15 protein-coding genes and 1 tRNA gene are annotated in these 16,903 nt (G+C 64.5%); 10 read left to right on the forward strand and 6 right to left on the reverse strand.

What is annotated here, in order from left to right; translation table 11 throughout:
• The first annotated feature begins 561 nt into the window (after window positions 1–561).
• The 3 genes from A5757_RS23700 to A5757_RS15235 all read left to right on the forward strand — a co-directional run bounded on the left by A5757_RS23700 (window position 562) and on the right by A5757_RS15235 (window position 2,887).
• Entirely contained in the window at window positions 562–1,638 is a 1,077-nt protein-coding gene (locus tag A5757_RS23700; protein WP_231984003.1) for a hypothetical protein, read from the forward strand.
• 446 nt (window positions 1,639–2,084) lie between these two features.
• Window positions 2,085–2,408, forward strand: coding sequence for a hypothetical protein (locus tag A5757_RS23705; RefSeq protein WP_156618427.1), 324 nt, complete (start codon window positions 2,085–2,087; stop codon window positions 2,406–2,408).
• Between the two features lie 149 nt (window positions 2,409–2,557).
• Window positions 2,558–2,887: a hypothetical protein gene (locus tag A5757_RS15235; protein WP_066835526.1), complete on the forward strand. Its 330-nt coding sequence runs from the start codon at window positions 2,558–2,560 to the stop codon at window positions 2,885–2,887.
• A 21-nt stretch (window positions 2,888–2,908) separates the two neighbouring features.
• Here the strand turns inward: A5757_RS15235 and A5757_RS15240 are convergent, their stop codons facing one another.
• Together A5757_RS15240 and A5757_RS22850 are read right to left on the reverse strand one after the other, a co-directional pair.
• The gene (locus tag A5757_RS15240) at window positions 2,909–4,492 is read right to left on the reverse strand and encodes an ATP-binding protein (protein ID WP_066835528.1); all 1,584 of its coding nucleotides are present in this window, start codon (window positions 4,490–4,492) and stop codon (window positions 2,909–2,911) included.
• Between the two features lie 133 nt (window positions 4,493–4,625).
• On the reverse strand, window positions 4,626–4,823 hold the full coding sequence (locus A5757_RS22850) for an AlpA family transcriptional regulator (RefSeq protein WP_082929483.1): 198 nt from the start codon (window positions 4,821–4,823) through the stop codon (window positions 4,626–4,628).
• Window positions 4,824–5,030: 207 nt separating this feature from the next.
• Between A5757_RS22850 and A5757_RS15245 the strand changes: the two genes are divergently transcribed.
• Together A5757_RS15245 and A5757_RS15250 are read left to right on the forward strand one after the other, a co-directional pair.
• A complete protein-coding gene (locus A5757_RS15245) occupies window positions 5,031–6,254 on the forward strand; it encodes a site-specific integrase (RefSeq protein WP_066835530.1) in 1,224 nt (407 codons plus the stop codon).
• Window positions 6,255–6,262: 8 nt separating this feature from the next.
• Window positions 6,263–6,336, forward strand: a tRNA-Leu gene (locus A5757_RS15250).
• 85 nt (window positions 6,337–6,421) lie between these two features.
• Here the strand turns inward: A5757_RS15250 and A5757_RS15255 are convergent.
• Window positions 6,422–6,715, reverse strand: coding sequence for a hypothetical protein (locus A5757_RS15255; RefSeq protein WP_231984004.1), 294 nt, complete (start codon window positions 6,713–6,715; stop codon window positions 6,422–6,424).
• A 142-nt stretch (window positions 6,716–6,857) separates the two neighbouring features.
• Here A5757_RS15255 and A5757_RS15260 point away from each other — a divergent pair, with 142 nt between their 5' ends.
• On the forward strand, window positions 6,858–7,649 hold the full coding sequence (locus A5757_RS15260) for an SDR family NAD(P)-dependent oxidoreductase (protein ID WP_066835532.1): 792 nt from the start codon (window positions 6,858–6,860) through the stop codon (window positions 7,647–7,649).
• A gap of 9 nt (window positions 7,650–7,658) precedes the next feature.
• On the forward strand, window positions 7,659–8,054 hold the full coding sequence (locus A5757_RS15265; protein ID WP_066835533.1) for a nitroreductase family deazaflavin-dependent oxidoreductase: 396 nt from the start codon (window positions 7,659–7,661) through the stop codon (window positions 8,052–8,054).
• 42 nt (window positions 8,055–8,096) lie between these two features.
• On the opposite strand, the gene A5757_RS15270 is transcribed toward A5757_RS15265, so the two are convergent.
• From A5757_RS15270 to A5757_RS15280, 3 genes are all read right to left on the reverse strand, one after another.
• The gene (locus tag A5757_RS15270; RefSeq protein ID WP_066835535.1) at window positions 8,097–8,954 is read right to left on the reverse strand and encodes a class II glutamine amidotransferase; all 858 of its coding nucleotides are present in this window, start codon (window positions 8,952–8,954) and stop codon (window positions 8,097–8,099) included.
• Window positions 8,955–9,016: 62 nt separating this feature from the next.
• A complete protein-coding gene (locus tag A5757_RS15275; protein WP_231984005.1) occupies window positions 9,017–9,709 on the reverse strand; it encodes a GAF and ANTAR domain-containing protein in 693 nt (230 codons plus the stop codon).
• A 23-nt stretch (window positions 9,710–9,732) separates the two neighbouring features.
• A complete protein-coding gene (locus tag A5757_RS15280; protein WP_066835537.1) occupies window positions 9,733–12,492 on the reverse strand; it encodes an HAD-IC family P-type ATPase in 2,760 nt (919 codons plus the stop codon).
• A 469-nt stretch (window positions 12,493–12,961) separates the two neighbouring features.
• Between A5757_RS15280 and A5757_RS15285 the strand changes: the two genes are divergently transcribed.
• The 3 genes from A5757_RS15285 to A5757_RS15295 all read left to right on the forward strand — a co-directional run bounded on the left by A5757_RS15285 (window position 12,962) and on the right by A5757_RS15295 (window position 16,893).
• Window positions 12,962–14,404 (forward strand): amino acid ABC transporter substrate-binding protein/permease, encoded by a 1,443-nt coding sequence (locus A5757_RS15285; protein WP_066835539.1) that lies wholly within the window; start codon window positions 12,962–12,964, stop codon window positions 14,402–14,404.
• Entirely contained in the window at window positions 14,401–15,174 is a 774-nt protein-coding gene (locus A5757_RS15290) for an amino acid ABC transporter ATP-binding protein (RefSeq protein WP_066835541.1), read from the forward strand. Before A5757_RS15285 ends, A5757_RS15290 begins: the two co-directional genes overlap by 4 nt.
• 69 nt (window positions 15,175–15,243) lie before the next feature.
• The gene (locus A5757_RS15295) at window positions 15,244–16,893 is read left to right on the forward strand and encodes an HNH endonuclease signature motif containing protein (protein ID WP_066835550.1); all 1,650 of its coding nucleotides are present in this window, start codon (window positions 15,244–15,246) and stop codon (window positions 16,891–16,893) included.
• The last annotated feature ends 10 nt before the right edge of the window (window positions 16,894–16,903 follow it).

Genomic DNA, 16,903 nt, shown 5'->3' on the forward strand with positions numbered 1-16,903 from the left:
AGCTCGCGCTCTCCCTCGATGCCGAACACAGGCGGGGCTCCTGGCGCTGCGGCGGGAGGCATCGGTAGCAGCGGAGTAGGCCTCGGAAGCTCGCCATCGCTGTCGACTCCTAGCTCAGCGAGCGGGTTTGGCAGTTCGGTGTCGGGGTCGTATGGCATGAGTGCCGGAGGAATGGCGTCTCCAGGATCGGCGAGTTCGCCAACATCGACGTCGACATCTCCGGCGGCCGCACTTTCGCGACCCTTGCCTGTCGCACCACCAGCGCCTCTGGCATTAGGGGCTGGTGCGTCACCCACCGCCGCTAGCCCTGCCTCGGTCGCCGCATCGGCGGTCCCGCAGCCTCTAGCTTCGAGTGGCGCTACGCATGCACCAGTCGTGGCAGCTTCGGGTGCTGTGCCGCCGTCAGCACTGGGGTCGCTGGCGGCGCCGAATGGTCCTTACCCGCCGGTCGCAGCAGCGGCGTTGCTACCTCCGGGGCCAATGGGCCCGCCGTCGCAAGTCGCGGCCACGGTGGCACCGACGGCGGGCGCCGGTCCGCCGGTTGGCAGCCCTGCTGGTGCGATGGCACCCGTTACCGCGTCGGTCGCGACGGCGGCAATGACGACTCCGGTAGCGACGTTGCCTTCACGCGTAGCTGCCGCGGCGGCCCGCGATCTTGAGCGGCAACGTAACGAGTCCAACGACCTACAGTTCGTCAAGCAATTGGCCTGGGAACTGCTTTACGCCACAGAGTCCGGTCGCTCCTTCGCGTTGTGGGCGGTTGGCGTGATGTACTCGGCCACCGGTGAGCGTCAGGTGATAGCGCTGTCCCACCACGGAGCTGGGTATGTACCCGCCGGGATCGCTGTACCCGACGGAGTGCAGATGCTCTGGTCTGACCCCGCCGTCGGCGAGGGATTTCGTCAGCGATGGACTGGCAACCTTGATCCGGCTGCGACGCTGGTGGCCTACGCAGAGCTGAAAGCCGCAGAGCCGGCTGTCTGGCGCTTAGCTGCTGCGGCCACCACCTGGTCCGTGGTCGCGGCGCTAATGACCGCCGCGCAACGCTGGGATACCGAGTGGGCCACCTGCTCCGCGATGAACATGCCAGCCTCGATCGGGAAACGAGCCTTCGGTTCTAGCGCGAACCCTGCACACCGACTGGTGCGAGAGTTCCCAGAACTGTCCGAGCGAGTAGCGCAACTCCGTCCCCGAGGCCTCGACCGCCGCGCCGCGAGATTGATCACCGATGCGCTTGTCACCGACGCCCGCCTCGCGATCGTGAACTCAATTGGTCCCCGGATACCGTCGAACTTCGAAATGGTGTGGCCGACCGCGGCGGACGGCAGGGTCGACGCGTCGGAACGTGCACGATTCGCCGAAGCGGTTCAGCAGCAGTGGTTCAGCATTGCAATGGTTCAGCCAGGCTGGGATGAGGAGCGCTCTGAAAGCTCTGCTGCAGAATACAGGGCGCAATGGCTCATTTGCCGGATGCTTGAGGTGGTCTTGGGATGGATCGCTGACGACAGCACCGGTACAACGCCTGCGAGCCTGCCGCTAGATGACATGGTTTACGCCGCGGCTCACGCTTATCTCGATAGTCGCGGAAATAGTTGGATCACTGATCTTTTCGCTTCCGCGGAAGGGCGATCTAGGTGACGGGTGCAGATCGCCGAGATGTAGACGGAGGACCGTGGCGAGCAGAGCTCGAGCGGCAGCATGCCCATCTGGCCAACGTCGTAGATCAAGCATGTGCGTGGGCGCGGGAGTTCCACGTTCGGACTGGCGATGAGCTGTGGGGCGAAAGCTCCTCGCTGGTCAGTTATCCGTTGATTGGTTACGCCGACAGGCTGGAGCGGATCAGTACGGACCTAAAGATGCTGTGCGCGAACGCATCGCTGTGTCCTCCTCCGCCGGCATGGGATCGCTCGACGATGCGTGCGCCCTCGCTGATAGCGGTGCCTGGGCGCAACCCGAGTTGGCGATCGGCCGACTACTCGGAAGGCGGCCAGTACGTACTCATGCTTCAGTCCACTTCGCCGCACGGGCACATCGTTACCGCGCGGGAACAGTGGCGCGCCGCAATACGCCTTGCGAGTCCGAGTGTGATCGAACGCGAACTCGGGATGCCGCAGCTGGTCAAATACGCTTGGGTGGCTCGATCGTATTTCGACAGCGCTCATTCGTTGGTGCATGCGGCTTTCCGTGACAGTGTGGCGGCCACGTTCGGTCGAATGTGGGCCACCTGGTCCGACGATGACCCATCCAGCCGCGCGGCCGTGCTGGTGAGTTGGATGAAGGCGCTCACTGACTACGGATGCTCACCGGAGGAGTGTGAGGGTGTACTGCGCGACATCGAGGTGGTAGATCCCGAAGCTGTCACATATTGCCGGCAGGCGCAGAGTCTTTGGAATCCAAAGATGCCTTGAATGTGCCGGGGGGTGGCGGCATCCAACCTGATCGGATGAGTGTCGCACACGGTGGTCGTCGTGTTGATGCTTCTGCGGTTGCATGGATTTGGTAGTGCTGAACTGGCGAATCGGCACTGCCTCACTGTGTCTATTCGAGGTGACCGAACATGACGTCCCGGATGTCGGTGAGGCAAAGGCCCTGTGAGGAAGCGAAACTGGATTCATCCTCGACCCTTAGGACGGCGATTCTGAAGATCATTACGGCGCAGAACCTGTTGCGCGAGTTCGACGACGTGCTTTCCAGTGTGGAAAGAGGCGAGTCCTACGAGATCAGGGAAGAGGACGGTCGCTCCGTCGCCTTGCTGCTGCCGATTCAAGAGGAACCGCGGCACCCAACATCGCCGCCGCGGCGAGCTGCCAATCGCAGGCTCTTCACCGATATCGAAGCCTTGGCAGATCAGATGAAGCAAGACGCCATAAAGCATCTCGGCACCTGACTGTCTGTTGGACCACCAGGCTCATGACGCTTCCGCCGTGAACTCGTCGCCAGCATCGCCGACTGCGATACCGGAGTGAATTGCGGTCTCTTGTCCTTCGTCGAAGGCCGCATTTACCCCGATCTGCGTTGGCGAGGAACACGAGGGTTGCGAGGCTTGATGGGCTACTACATCTTTGTACGGCGGATAGATGGTCCACCGGAGGACGTTCCGATGGTTCCGGGCGCCGTCGTCCTCGATAGCCCATCCCAGGTTCCGCAGTGCCGGTGCGTGCCTCCGCAGAAGGCCTGTCACGTCGCGGCCGTTCTTCGGCCATTCCTTGGGGCGCCGCCAATGGTCGCCGACTGGCGTGAGCATCGCCAGCAAATCACCGCCAGATCGACTGACAATTGGCTCCTGTGTGCGGGTGCGGAGCTGCTCGATGAACGGGTCGACGGACAGGCTGTCCTCAGAGAGCTGATCCGCACGTGACATGTAGCGGCGTAAGCCATCTGTCGCGAACAACTCGTCTACGGCCGCCAGCGTGCGACTGAAGTCCGCCATCCGTGGCGGCTCGTCAACCGAGATGGTCTCTAGTCGCTGGTGAACAGCGGCAGCGACGTCGAGTAACCCACCCAGAATCGCTGGTAGGGCCGTTTCCCAACGTTGTCGCATCGTGGACTCCGGTTGTCGCGTATGCCTTTCGATTCGTCGCAGTTCCACTGTTGCTAGCCGCTCTGCAAGGTCTGGGCGCACTGCGCCAACATCGATTCCGTTGACGATCACGCATCGGCGGAACTTCAGGACAGCCAAATCGGCATCCGTGTACAGGGCGCGTTTTACGTTGCCGTCGCCTGTCGCAGCGCGGCACAACGAGTCCGACAGCCAAGGCGGGATCGCGGACAAGTTGTCCAGAGCAACTACCCACGACCCAGAGGCGGCGGTCACCCACGAGTCGGTGTCGCGTGGCGCCTGGCGAAGGGGAACCGGAGAGGGGTCAATGAGGTCGACCAGCATCCGGGTGGTTGTGCTCTTGGCGCTGCCTTGTTCGGCGAAGAGCGCCAGCACCGGATGCGGGACGTCGCACTGGACCAGTGCCGCGACGAGAACAGCAAGAAGAACTGGTCGATCTTCAACGGCGACATTGACGAAGTCCCAGAGCCCCGTTAAATCACCATCGGAGCAGGGTGCCGGCATCGCTCCCGTTAGCTTGCTTCGGAGAAACCGCACCGGTGCGGTGGTAACCATCGACCACCTTCCATCGCGGATCCTAATTACTTGGGCGTCTGGACTTCCGGTGTCGATGTAGATCGTTCCGTCATGGTCACCGACGCGTAGGTTCAGTTTCTCCGCCGTCTGGGTGGCTGCGAGTCCCTCCAGAATCAGCGTGGCATCGGTCAGCGCTTGCCCTCCGGCTACCGAGCCGGTATCGGTGAAGTAGCGTGCGGCGAGATCGGCGCGGAGCCCTGCCCGGCCGCCGCGGAGGAGCATCGCGAGGTGCGGCCGATTGCGCTCGGCCCCGAAGGGCTCACCATCCTCGGACACTCCGAGGAGATAGCGCTCCTGCGCCATCCCGACCAAGCGTGCTGCTACCGACTTCTTGTCTGTTTCTCCGTTGGCACTCATGGGTTTTCTTGCCTGTGGTGCTTCTGCAGGCGGGTATGACGGGTTATTCTCATGAGGAACTTCCGTGTTGAGCGATCGGCTGGTTCGAACGAAGACCTCGGCTAGTCCCCGAGGTCTTTCTCGTGTGCGGGTCTCACGCTGCGTCGCCGCCTCCACGCCGGGTGGCCTTCTCCCGCTCCGAAATCCAGCGCAGTACCTCGTCCCGCCGATAGACGACTCGACGTCCCAGAGTGAAACTCGCCGGCCCGATGTTTGAATGCCGCCAGTACCTCAGTGTTCCAACCGGAACTCCCGTTATGTCCGAGACTTCCTTCGCTCCTAGCAGTTCCATCAGGTTCCTCCTCAGCCAATGTCGGTTCGACTCAGCCAACAGTGACTGGTGCCCTCGTGCTCTGTCCACGACCTCAGCCACATTTGCTTAAAATACGTTCTCGCTTTGATGAATCGGTCGTCGCGAGGTTTCTTGGACGGTGAAGGAATCTAACTTCGGTGCGACGGAGCGGATAGTCAGAACGGATTACTGCGGTACGGTTGGGCTATGATCACCCGGAACGAACGGGCGGGGATTGACGACCGCTGGCACAAGCGTGTCAAAGCCCAGGATGGCGCCATGCACACGGAGCGATCCGCGGTCTACGGCAAGGTCTCGCGATGGCGCGTCAGATGGGTCGACAGCACAGGTGCTGAACGCACCAAGAGTTTCCAGCGCAAGCCGGATGCGCAGGCATACCTCAACGGCCTGACCGCTGATCTCCAGCGCGGCGAGTATGTCGATCCGCGGAAGAGTGCGGAGACATTTGGCTCGGTGGCCGAGCAGTGGTTCGCTACCAAACAACACCGTAAGCCGAAAACCGTTGCAGGATATCGCTCGTTGCTCGACACCGTAGTCTTGCCGAAGTGGGAAGGTGTTCCGCTGAAAAGGCTTGACTACGAGTCCTATTCGACGTGGCTGGGGTCTCTGTCGGTCGATGGTGGGCAACGCGGAGCCGGTTTATCGGCAAGTCGAATCACCCAAGCGCATCAGCTGGTAGGTGCTGTCCTCAAGTACGCCCAACGGACTGGCAAGGTGGCGAAGAACGTCGCGTTGGAAATCAAGCGGGACGAGGATCTTCCCGAGCAAGTCGAGCGTGAGCGGCGCTACCTGAGCCATGCTGAGCTGTTGATGCTGGCCAAGGCCGCCGATCGGTTCGAGACGCTGACGCTGGTGCTGGGGTACTGCGGGCTTAGATTCGGCGAAGCCGTTGCGTTGAGACGCCGGCATGTGGGGGATCGGGTGCTGACGGTTCGCTCGTCCGCAACGGCGGTCACCGGCAAGGGCATCGTGGAGTCGACGACCAAGACGAAGCGGGATCGCCACGTGCCAGTGCCCGAACCCGTCTGGAAGAAACTCAAGGCCGAGCTGCCCGCCGACCCGAACGCGCTGGTCTTCCCCAGCCGCAAGGGCGGGTTCCTGCCACTCGGCGAATACCGCTGGGCATTCGACAACGCGTGCGAGGACGTCGGCGTCGAGGGGCTGGTACCGCACGGCCTGAGGCACACCACGGCGTCACTGGCGATCAGCGCAGGCGCTAACGTCAAGGTCGTGCAGAGACTCCTGGGGCACGCAACGGCGGCCATGACGCTCGATCGTTACGGCCACCTGCTAAACGACGATTTGAGCGGCGTGGCGGATGCGCTGGGCAAGGCCATCGAGGGTACTGCGGTATCACTGCGGTACTCAGGACGTGAGCGGACGGCTGAAACGGCCTCAACTATGCTCTGAGCTGCAGCGCCCCCATAGCCCAATTGGCAGAGGCAGCGGACTTAAAATCCGCCAAGTGTCGGTTCGAGTCCGACTGGGGGCACACCGGATGACCACGAGCGGGGTGCGCCCGCGTCACACCGCAGCCCGCCGCCAACTGCAGCCCGGCACTCGGCGATCTACAACGATCACACCATCGCAGTGATGAACAGCAGGACCGCGAGGACCACCAGGATCAATCCCACCAAGACCAGAAAGGCGCCCATCGACGCCTGCCGCTGCCCCTTGTCGGCGTCAGATCTGGTGGCGCTTCTGACCGAGGTCTTCATGGTCGCGAACAGTTCCGGCAACCTGATGCGCGACACCCCCCGACGGGTGGCGGTCGGGTCACGCATTGGCTCGTCGGGCACCGTTCCGACACCGGTGCCGTAGAGCACCAGACCCGCCACGACGGAAACACCCGCCAGCACCAGCAGCAACACACCCAGTCCCACCATCACGAGCCTCCCGTCGCACCGTGTGGTCCTGGGCATACCCACAAGCTCGTCGTCTAACTCGCACCACACGCAGCCCGGACCGTAGATACTGAGGCACACGGGGACGGCGACGCGAAAAGGGTGGCAGATGAACAGGTTTGACGGCAAAGGCGTACTCGTCACCGGGGCGGCGTCCGGCATCGGCGAGGCGACGGTGCAGCGCCTCCTCGACGAGGGCGCTCATGTCGTGGGCGTGGACCTCGTCGAGACCGACCGCACCGCCGAGCGATACGCCTACCGCCGCGCCGACATCCTCGACCCATCCGCCATCAGTGACGCTGTTGCTGCCGTGGTCGCCGCGGCCGGGCGGCTCGACGGTGTGGTCCACTCGGCCGGGGTGGCCGGGGGCGGGCCGATCCATCTGCTGCCCGACGGCGAATGGGACCGCGTGATCGACGTCAACCTCAGAGGCACCTTCGTCGTCAATCGCGCCGCACTGAGCCAGATGCTCCTGCAGGACCGCGTCGACGGTGAACGCGGTGCGATCGTCAACCTGTCGAGCATCGAGGGGCTCGAGGGCACCGCAGGCGGCAGCTCGTACAACGCGTCGAAAGGCGGCGTCGTGCTGCTCACCAAGAACGCCGCCATCGACTACGGACCGAGCGGCATCCGGGTCAACGCCATCTGCCCCGGCTTCATCGAGACGCCGCTGTTCGACTCGGTGGTCGGCATGCCGGGCATGGAGGGACCGCGCGAAGGGCTCCGCTACGAACACAAGCTCCGGCGATTCGGTCGGGCGGCAGAGGTTGCTGCCGTCGCCGCCTTCCTGATCTCGGCGGACGCCAGCTTCGTCAGCGGGCAGGCGCTGGCCGTCGACGGCGGCTACCTGGCCGGACGCGATCACCACGTCACCGATCTGATCGGTCTGGGCGGGCCGTAAACTCCGCAGATGCGGGTCTCTCGACGGATCGCACATTTCAACAGGCGGGTCACCAATCCGGCGGCGCGTGCGATCACGCCGTGGCTTCCGTTCCTCGGGACCCTGGAGCATGTCGGGCGGAAGTCGGGGAAGCCATATCGGACGCCCCTGCTGGTGTTCGAGACCCAGGATGGCTACGCCGTCCTCATCGGCTACGGCCCGCAGACGGACTGGTTGAAGAACGTCCAGGCCGGCGGATCCGCGGTGCTTCGCAAGCGGGGACGGGCGGTTGCGCTCGTCAACCCACGGATCATGAGCAAGGCCGAGGCCGCAGCCTTCGTCGTACCGCGTTCTCGGCCCCTCTACCGAGCGTTCCCGTACAACGAGGCCGCCGTGCTGCTGACGAATGCGGACTCTGTGGGCTGACCTCTCTACCGCACCGGACCCAGAGCCCAGGAACGCAGGCCCTCACTTCAACGGATGCTGAGCCGACGTTGCCTCCGCACTGAGATCCGCGCGGACGATCCGGTGGGTCGGCGGGTCGGGGAGCACCGTCCGGCGGCTGATCGTCAGGTCGGACCCGACATGGACGAGCTCTCCCGGTTCCATCAGCTGCCATCGCTCGTCGTCCATGGGTTCGCTGGCGAACACCACCGACGCCGCGTCATCCAGGGACCCGCTCCCCGCTCGAATCCGCTTGGTGCGCAGGTCGAATGGTCGTGACCGCGCGCCGGTGCGGTCGAGCACGTACAGCTCGTGGGTCTCGGGATACCGCAGAGCCCACAGGTCAGTGGCCGACGCCAGCAGGATGTTGAGCGCATAGATGGGCACGTTGGTGCTCAACCAGCGCAGGGCATCCACCAACCCCGCTTCGACCGCGCCGTCGCCCGCCCGTATCGATGCCGTGATCAACGCGAACACCCGCTCGGAATCGGTGTCGCCTCGCACCATGTCCGCCGCGCCGAGCTCGGCCAGCCGGGTGTCGAGCGCGTCGAGGCCTTCCACGATGCCGTTGTGGGCGAAGATCCTCCCGTCCTGCAGGAACGGGTGCGTGTTCATCTCCTGGGCCGCGCCGGTGGTCGCGTACCGGACATGCGCGACGAACGTCGTGCCCGTCATCTCGCGGGCCTCGGTCGCGAAGGCGCGATCGTGCCAGGCCGCTATCGGCTGCTTGCGCACCACCGGCACCCCGTCTGCGTCGAACGCCCCGAGTCCGGTGCCGTCGGGGTTGCGGTGGCTCTGCTCGGAGAGGCTGTCGGGCGCGTCGAGAAGCCAGAACGTCGCGGGCACCGGACGGCCGGCATGGAGCCCGAACAGACGGCACATCAGGCCACTCCCTCGCTCATGGCTTCTGTCTACTTCGTGCAGCGTTCTTCTGTGGCGGTGGGCTACGCGTTGGGGCGGCGAGCTTCGGTGATCTTGCGGGCGACGGTGACGACCTTTTCGTTGGTTTCTTGCGACAATCTGCGGAGTGAGTCGAACGCGTCGAAGGCGTCGACGTCGAAGCGTTCCATGATGATGCCCTTGGCCTGGCCGATGATGTCCCGACTGGCCAGGGCGTCGTCGAAGTTCGCCTCGGCAGTCGCCCCCATGAGCGCGACTGAGGCGTGTTGCGCCAAGAGCTCACCGGTGAGCAGCGAATCGTTGTCGGAGAAGGCCCCGACTTCGTCGCCGTAGATGTTGAGTGCTCCCAGGTTCTGCCTGACAACGAACAGCTGAAACGACATCAGGCTGCGGGTACCGAGTTCGGCCGCCGCTGCGCAGAATCTCGGCCACCGCGACTCCGTCGTCATATCGTCGATGTGGACGGTGCGGTGCTCGCGGAGCGACGTGAGAGAGGGCCCCTCGTTCATCTCGGACTGTAGAGCGTCGAGCTTGGCCACGAGCGGATCGCTGGGAACGCGCGGCTCCACCGCACGGCCGCTGATCAGAGAGATACCGGCCCACTTGGCGCCCGGCACCAGCTTCACGGCACCCTCGACGATCGACTCGAGGGTCGACTCTGTATCCGATTTACCCTGCATCTCGACCGCGAGCGCGCCCAAGCGCTGCGCCAGGTCGGTCGGAGCATCCCCTGCCACAATCCTGACAGTAGGCGAACACCCTACGTGCCGTCAGATGACGGGTCGGCGCCAGGCTGCGCGGCCAGGCCCCGCCGACGCCCGATGGCCTTGGCGGCCTCGATCAACAGGAAGATGACGACGGCGAGCACAAACGTCACCGTCCACCCGTTCAGCGTCAACGGGGCCGATTGGAACCAGGCATTCATGAACGGGGCGTAGACGAACAGGCCCTGCAGGACCAGCAGGGCCGCCGTCATCCGCCAGATCCAGGGATTCCCGCGGAGTACCGCGGGCCGAAGGCTCGACGAGCTGATGAAACGGCAGTTCAAGAGGTATGCCACCTGGCCCAGGACCAACATGTTGACCGCAGCGGTCTGAGAGATGTTCTGCGGCTGGCCATCTGCGCGTGCCAGGAAGTAGACCGCCAACGTCGCGCCGGCGACGAGCACCGATACCAGCCCGATCATCGCGAGGTCCGCCGGCCCGACCAGTGACCGGTCGTGCGGCCGCGGTGGCCGCGACATCAGGCCGTCCTCGGCCTTCTCGAAGACCAGCGCCAACGACAGCGTCACCGCACTGATCATGTTCACCCACAGGATCTGCACCGGTTGCAGCGGCAGGGCGAAGCCGAACAGAATCGCCACGAGAATTACCAGCGACTGAGATCCGTTGGCGGGCAACAGGAAGAGCACCGATTTGCGGATGTTGTCGTAGATCCGTCGGCCTTCTTCGACAGCACGCTCGATGGTGGCGAAATCGTCATCGGCCAACACGATGCCCGCGGCTTCCTTCGTCGCCTCGGTGCCTTTGATACCCATCGCGATGCCGATGTCCGCCCGGGTCAGCGCCGGCGCATCGTTGACACCGTCCCCGGTCATGGCGACGACCTTGCCCTCGGCCTGCAGCGCGCTGACGATGCGCAGTTTGTGCTCGGGGCTGGTCCGTGCGTAGATGTCGACATCACCTGCCACCTCGCGCAGCCGTGGCTGGCTCATCGCCTGCAGGTCGGCGCCGGTGAGCACGGGCGGGTCCGGCGCATCGACGATGCCCATCTCGCGAGCGATGGCGCGCGCCGTGCCGGCATGGTCGCCGGTGATCATCTTCACCCGGATCCCCGCACTGTGGCACCGCGTGATGGCGTCGACGGCTTCGGGCCGCGGCGGGTCGACGATGCCCACGACGCCGAGGAACTCCAGACCGTCGACGTCGTCGAGCCGGATCGCGTCCTGGTCCGCGGCGTCGTCTCCCAACGGCTTCCGGGCGGCGGCCAGAACCCGCAGCCCCTGGTCGCTGAGTTCGTCGATGCGCCGATCCCAGAACTCGCGGTCCAGCAGTTCCTGCCGCCCCTGGCACCTCTGGGTGGTGGCGCGGTCGAGCAGGCGATCCGGAGCACCCTTGACGTGCAGGAGGTGGCTGCCGTCGGGCGAGATATTTCTGGTGGCCATGAACTTGTAGGCGGATTCGAACGGCATCTCGGCCAGCCGCGGATAGCTGCCGTCATCGACGCCGGCCTTGGCCGCCAGCGTGCGCAACGCGCCTTCGGTGGGCTCACCGACGATGCGCCACGTGCCGTCCACGGAGGTGAGCCGGGCGTTGTTGCACACCGCCATGGTGATGACGACCGCCTGCAGGTCAGGGTGTTCATCGAGGGCGACGGCCACCCCGTCGAGTTCGAGCGTCCCGTCGGGGCGATAGCCCGTTCCACTGACGGTGAAGTCATGGGTGCAGGTCAGCACCGACCGCGCCGTCATCTCGTTCTTCGTCAGCGTGCCGGTCTTGTCGGAACAGATGACGTTCACCGAGCCGAGCGCCTCGACGGCCGGCAGCTTTCGGGTGATGGCATCGCGGCGGGCCATCTGCTGTACCCCCAGCGCCAACGTCACGGTGACCACCGCCGGCAGTCCCTCGGGCACCCCCGCGACTGCGAATCCGATCGCCGCCGAAATCAGCTCTTCGATCGAGAACTCATGGATGAGGCGTCCCACCAACAGCATCACCGCGGCCATGCCGAGGATCACCACCGACAGCTGCTTGCCGAACCGGTCGAGTTGGCGCGTCAGAGGTGTCTGGATGCCCTGGACGTCGGTGATCATCTTCTGGATGCGACCGATTTCCGTGGCCGATCCGGTGGCCGTCACCACGCCGACTGCATTGCCCGCGGCGACGATCGTGCCCGAATAGACCATCGATGTGCGGTCGCCCAGCCCGGCGTCGTACTCGACGTGGGTGGTGTTCTTGGTTGCCGGTACCGACTCGCCAGTCAGCGCCGATTCTTCGACCTGCAGGTTGGTCACCTCGAGAAGCCGCATATCGGCGGGGATTCGGTCGCCCGAGCCGATCCGCACCACGTCGCCCGGCACGATGGATTCCGAGTCGACGTTGACCCATTCGCCGTCGCGGCGGACCTGGGCGCTGACGGAGAGCATGTTGCGGATGCTGTCGAGGGCCCGTTCAGCCTTGCCTTCCTGCAGGTATCCCACGACGGCATTGATGACGGCGGCGGCGACGATCACCGCGAAGTCCACCCAGTCGCCGAGGATCGCTTTGAGCACGCCCGCCGCGATGAGGATGTAGATCAGCGTGTTGTTGAACTGAGACAGGAAGCGCACGGCGGCCGAACGGTGCCGGGGCTGCGGCAGCCGGTTGGGGCCTTCGGCGGCGAGTCGCGCGGCCGCGTCGGCGTTGGTGAGGCCCGCCGGGGAGGTCTGCAGCGCGTCGAGGATCTCGGCCCGACTGCGGGCATGGGCCAGGCTCGCGAATTCCCCGCGTTCGGTGTCCACCTGTGGTTGTGGACGGTGCATGTCTATGACTCTGCAGTGGCCGAAGGGAAGCGCGCAACCCTGCCGGTTCGTAGCGGGATCGAGAAATGACCAAACTGGTTGCAGGAAAACGGGTTTGATGTGATTTACGTGGTGGTGGTGACCGGCGCGGCACGAGTGGCTTCGGCCGCCGCCTTCCTGATTTCGGTGGATGCGAGCTTCATCAGCGGACAGGCGCTGGCGGAGGTCGCGCAGCTGTTGGGTCTGGGCGGGCCCTACCGCAGCGCCCTGCTGCTTGGCCCTGAGCGGTCGAGCAAACGTAGCGCGCGCCAGAAAATATTTGTCTGCAAGAGAAAATTACAATCGGATGGATCTTTGGCAAATCAAGGTTCTCAGTGGTTGCCGTCTGAGTGCTCTCAGGCTTCCCGACGCGGTGTCCAAACGCCCGCGTCGAACCCCTGGCCGCTACTAGCGTGTGACATCCCACCCGGGGCCAGATGGGAGAACACATATGCGCAACCGTCGGCCAGGACACGTTCTGACCGCCGCCGTCACGGCGCTCCTGCTCGGACTGCTCGCCGCAATCGTCGCGGCGCCGCATGCCCAGGCCGAAGGCGAAACCTACGTCATCGCCACCGACACCACCTTCGCCCCGTTCGAATTCCAGGACGCACAGGGCAACTTCGTCGGCATCGACATGGACCTGATCCGCGCGATCGCCGAGGATCAGAAGTTCAACGTCGACATCAAACCGCTCGGATTCGATGCGGCACTGCAGGCCGTGCAGGCCAATCAGGTCGACGGCGTCATCGCCGGCATGTCCATCACCGACGAACGCAAGAAGATCTTCGACTTTTCGGAACCGTACTTCGAGTCCGGCATCCAGATGGCCGTGCTCGAGAACGACGACACCATCAAGTCTTACGAGGACCTCCGCGGCAAACGCGTATCGGTCAAGAACGGCACCCAGGGCGCAGATTTCGCCAACTCGATCAAAGACCAGTACGGGTTCGAGGTCGTCTCGTTCGCCGATTCGTCCACAATGTTCGACGAGGTGAAGACCGGTAACTCGGTCGCCGTTTTCGAGGACTATCCGGTGCTGCTCTACGGCATCGCCCAGGGAAACGGTTTCAAGACCGTCACACCGAAGGAGGACCCGACCGGCTACGGGTTCGCCGTGAACAAGGGCCAGAATGGCGAGTTGCTGCAGAAGTTCAACACCGGTTTGAACAACCTCAAGCAGTCCGGCCGCTACGACGACATCATCAATACCTACCTCGGCGAGGAAGCCACCGCATCTGACGACTCGTTCTTCGGCCTGATCAAGAGCACGTCCCCGCTCCTGCTCGAGGGCCTGAAGATGACCATCATCCTCAGCGTCGTCTCCATCGCCGTCGCACTGGTGCTCGGGACGATATTCGGTCTGATGCGCGTATCGCGGTCGATCTGGCTACGGGCCGTCGGCACCACCTTCGTCGACATCTTCCGTGGCACACCGCTTCTCGTGCAGGCCTTTTTCATCTACTTCGGCATCCCGTCGGCACTCGGCTTCCAGATGTCGGCGCTGACCGCAGGCATCATCACGCTGTCTCTGAATGCCGGCGCCTACATGACCGAGATCGTGCGCGGGGGCATCCTGTCGGTGGACAAGGGGCAGATGGAGGCCGCGCGCAGCCTGGGTATCGGTTATCTACCGACGATGCGCAAAGTGATTCTGCCGCAGGCGATCCGCACGATGATCCCCTCGTACATCAACCAGTTCGTGATCACTTTGAAGGACACCTCGATCCTGTCGGTCATCGGTATCGCCGAACTCACGCAGACCGGACGGATCATCATCGCGGGCAACTACAAGTCGTTCGAGATGTGGCTGATCATCGGCGTCATCTATTTCGTCGTGATCATGGCGTTGACCAAGCTGTCCGACCAGGTGGAGAAGAGGATCGTGAAATGAGCCGGCTGATTCCCGAAGCGGCTGCCGCCGAACCGAAGGACAAGGTCAAGATCCGCATCGAAGGGCTGAAGAAGTCGTTCGGCGAGCTCGTGGTCCTCGACGGTATCGACGCCACGATCAAACACGGTGAAGTCGTCTGCGTGATCGGGCCGTCAGGTTCGGGCAAATCGACGTTCCTGCGCTGCCTCAACAAGCTCGAGGACATCACGGACGGCACGGTCATCATCGACGACTTCGACCTCTCCGATTCCAAGATCAACCTTGACGAGGTGCGACAGCACATCGGCATGGTGTTCCAGCACTTCAACCTCTTCCCGCACATGACGGTCATCGAGAACGTCACGCTCGCACCGCTTCTCACCAAGAAGATGAATAAGGCGGCGGCCGAGAAGAGGGCCCTCGAGTTGCTGGATCAGGTGGGCCTGGCGGAGAAGGCGCACGTGAAGCCCGCCACTCTGTCCGGCGGTCAGAAGCAGCGCGTCGCCATCGCCCGATCCCTCGCCATGAATCCGTCGATCATGCTGTTCGACGAGGCGACCAGCGCCCTGGATCCCGAGATGGTCGGGGACGTGCTCCAGGTCCTGCGCGACCTCGCCGCCGGCGGTATGACGATGGTGGTGGTCACCCACGAAATGGGGTTCGCGCGCGAAGTGGCGTCCCGGGTGCTTTTCATGGCCGATGGGAAGATCGTCGAGGACGACACCCCTGCGGAGGTATTCGACAACCCGAAACATCCACGGCTGCAGGACTTCTTGTCGAAGGTGCTATAGGGCCGGCGATCCGCGCCTGACTGTGGATAACTCGAACTCGTGTCGGTGGATTCGGCTAGAATCGAATGTATGTTCGATGCGGCGTTCGCGGGGATGGGCGACTCCGCGTTGGTCGCTGCGATCGAGCAGGCCGCGGTGGAGGAGGCGCGGGCGGGGGCGCGCAAGCTGGCGGCACTCGCGCAGTTGGTGCACCAGACGGTGACCTACGACGAGGAGTGCGACGACTGGCAACTCGACTCGTGGGCGACCACCGCCGCCGAGGTCGGGGCGGTGCTCACTGTCGGACAGCGCAAAGCCTCGGCGCAGATGCGGATCGCGGTCGCGCTGCGGGATCGGCTGCCCAAGGTCGCGGCGCTGTGCCTGCAGGGCCGGTTGAGTGCCCGGATGATCTCCACGATCACCTGGCGTACCCGTTTGATCATCGACACCGACATCCTCGCCGTCATCGACGCCGCGCTCGCCGCGAAAGCCCAACGGTGGGCACCGCTGTCAGATGAACGGCTGGTCACCGCGATCGACGCTCTGATCCACCGCCACGACCCCGACGCGGTCACCCGAGCCAAAGAGAGCATCAAGAAACGTGACGTTCATGTCGGGGCCCATGACGACCCCGATGAACTGACCAGCATCTGGGGTCAGATCCTCGGCTTTGACGCCGCGGTGCTGGAGAAGCGGATCACCGCCCTGCTGACCGGGATCTGTCCCGATGACCCGCGCGACCTCGGCGAGCGGCGCAGCTGCGCCATGGGCGCGATCATCCACGGCCAAGCCCAGCTGCCGTGCCGGTGCGGTAACCCCGACTGCGTTGCGACCGCGCCGACCAATTCGAATGTCGTGATCTCGGTCATCGCCGACCCCGCCGCACTCGAGGCCGCGCAGAGGCTGATCGCCGCTGAAGATGACGAGCAGCAGGAGGCATACGCCCGCCGACAAGCCCAACCCTCCGCCGAGCCGGAAGCTGGGGTCGAGCCGGAACGTGAAGCCGAGTCGGAGGGTGAAGCGCAGGCGGGTCCCTCGAATCCCGCTCGCTGCCCGCAGGATGCCGGCACCGCGTTACTGCCCGGTGCGGTAGGGGTTCCGGTTCCCGCGTTGGCCGAAGCGATCCGCGGTGGGGCGGTCATCAAACCGCTGTGGCGGCCCGGACCCGATCCCGAACCGCACTACCAGCCCTCCGCCAAGCTGGCCGCATTCGTCCGCGCCCGCGACCTGTTCTGCCGCTTCCCCGGCTGCGAGGTCCCCGCCGCACGCTGCGACATCGATCACGTCCTGCCCTGGCCCTACGGACCCACCCACCCGTCGAACCTGCACTGCAAATGCCGCACCCACCACCTGGCCAAAACCTTCGGCGACGGCTGGCACGACGAACAAACCTCCGACGGCACCGTCACCTGGACCACCCCGCTGGGTAAGCGCTACACCACCACGCCCGCCAGCCGAATGTTCTTCCCCACATGGGATGTCACCACCGCCGACCTACCCCCGCTGGCGAAGCCGCCGCCGGATCCCCACCGGAAAGCCAAGATGCCGAAACGACGACGCACCCGCGCCGCCGACACCGCCGCACGCATCACCGCCGAACGCGAACACAACGCCGCCCAACGACGAGCCGCCGCAGCCGCCGCCGCTCACGCCGCCAGAGTGCGAGCCGCCCGGCCGGACCACCCACCACCCGAACCGCAACCCCATCCCGACTACGGCGACGACCCACCACCCTTCTGAGAGGGGCGTC

The organism is Mycobacterium sp. 852013-51886_SCH5428379 (genome assembly GCF_001665575.1).
Lineage (GTDB): Bacteria > Actinomycetota > Actinomycetes > Mycobacteriales > Mycobacteriaceae > Mycobacterium.

Excerpts from the sequence above, each read along its gene's own strand:
- A5757_RS23700 (WP_231984003.1), top strand. The coding sequence starts at position 562 with ATGGCACCCGTTACCGCGTCGGTCGCGACGGCGGCAATGACGACTCCG.
- A5757_RS15235 (WP_066835526.1), top strand. The coding sequence starts at position 2,558 with ATGACGTCCCGGATGTCGGTGAGGCAAAGGCCCTGTGAGGAAGCGAAA.
- A5757_RS15240 (WP_066835528.1), bottom strand. The coding sequence starts at position 4,492 with ATGAGTGCCAACGGAGAAACAGACAAGAAGTCGGTAGCAGCACGCTTG.
- A5757_RS22850 (WP_082929483.1), bottom strand. The coding sequence starts at position 4,823 with ATGGAACTGCTAGGAGCGAAGGAAGTCTCGGACATAACGGGAGTTCCG.
- A5757_RS15245 (WP_066835530.1), top strand. The coding sequence starts at position 5,031 with ATGATCACCCGGAACGAACGGGCGGGGATTGACGACCGCTGGCACAAG.
- A5757_RS15260 (WP_066835532.1), top strand. The coding sequence starts at position 6,858 with ATGAACAGGTTTGACGGCAAAGGCGTACTCGTCACCGGGGCGGCGTCC.
- A5757_RS15265 (WP_066835533.1), top strand. The coding sequence starts at position 7,659 with ATGCGGGTCTCTCGACGGATCGCACATTTCAACAGGCGGGTCACCAAT.
- A5757_RS15270 (WP_066835535.1), bottom strand. The coding sequence starts at position 8,954 with ATGTGCCGTCTGTTCGGGCTCCATGCCGGCCGTCCGGTGCCCGCGACG.
- A5757_RS15280 (WP_066835537.1), bottom strand. The coding sequence starts at position 12,492 with ATGCACCGTCCACAACCACAGGTGGACACCGAACGCGGGGAATTCGCG.
- A5757_RS15285 (WP_066835539.1), top strand. The coding sequence starts at position 12,962 with ATGCGCAACCGTCGGCCAGGACACGTTCTGACCGCCGCCGTCACGGCG.
- A5757_RS15290 (WP_066835541.1), top strand. The coding sequence starts at position 14,401 with ATGAGCCGGCTGATTCCCGAAGCGGCTGCCGCCGAACCGAAGGACAAG.
- A5757_RS15295 (WP_066835550.1), top strand. The coding sequence starts at position 15,244 with ATGTTCGATGCGGCGTTCGCGGGGATGGGCGACTCCGCGTTGGTCGCT.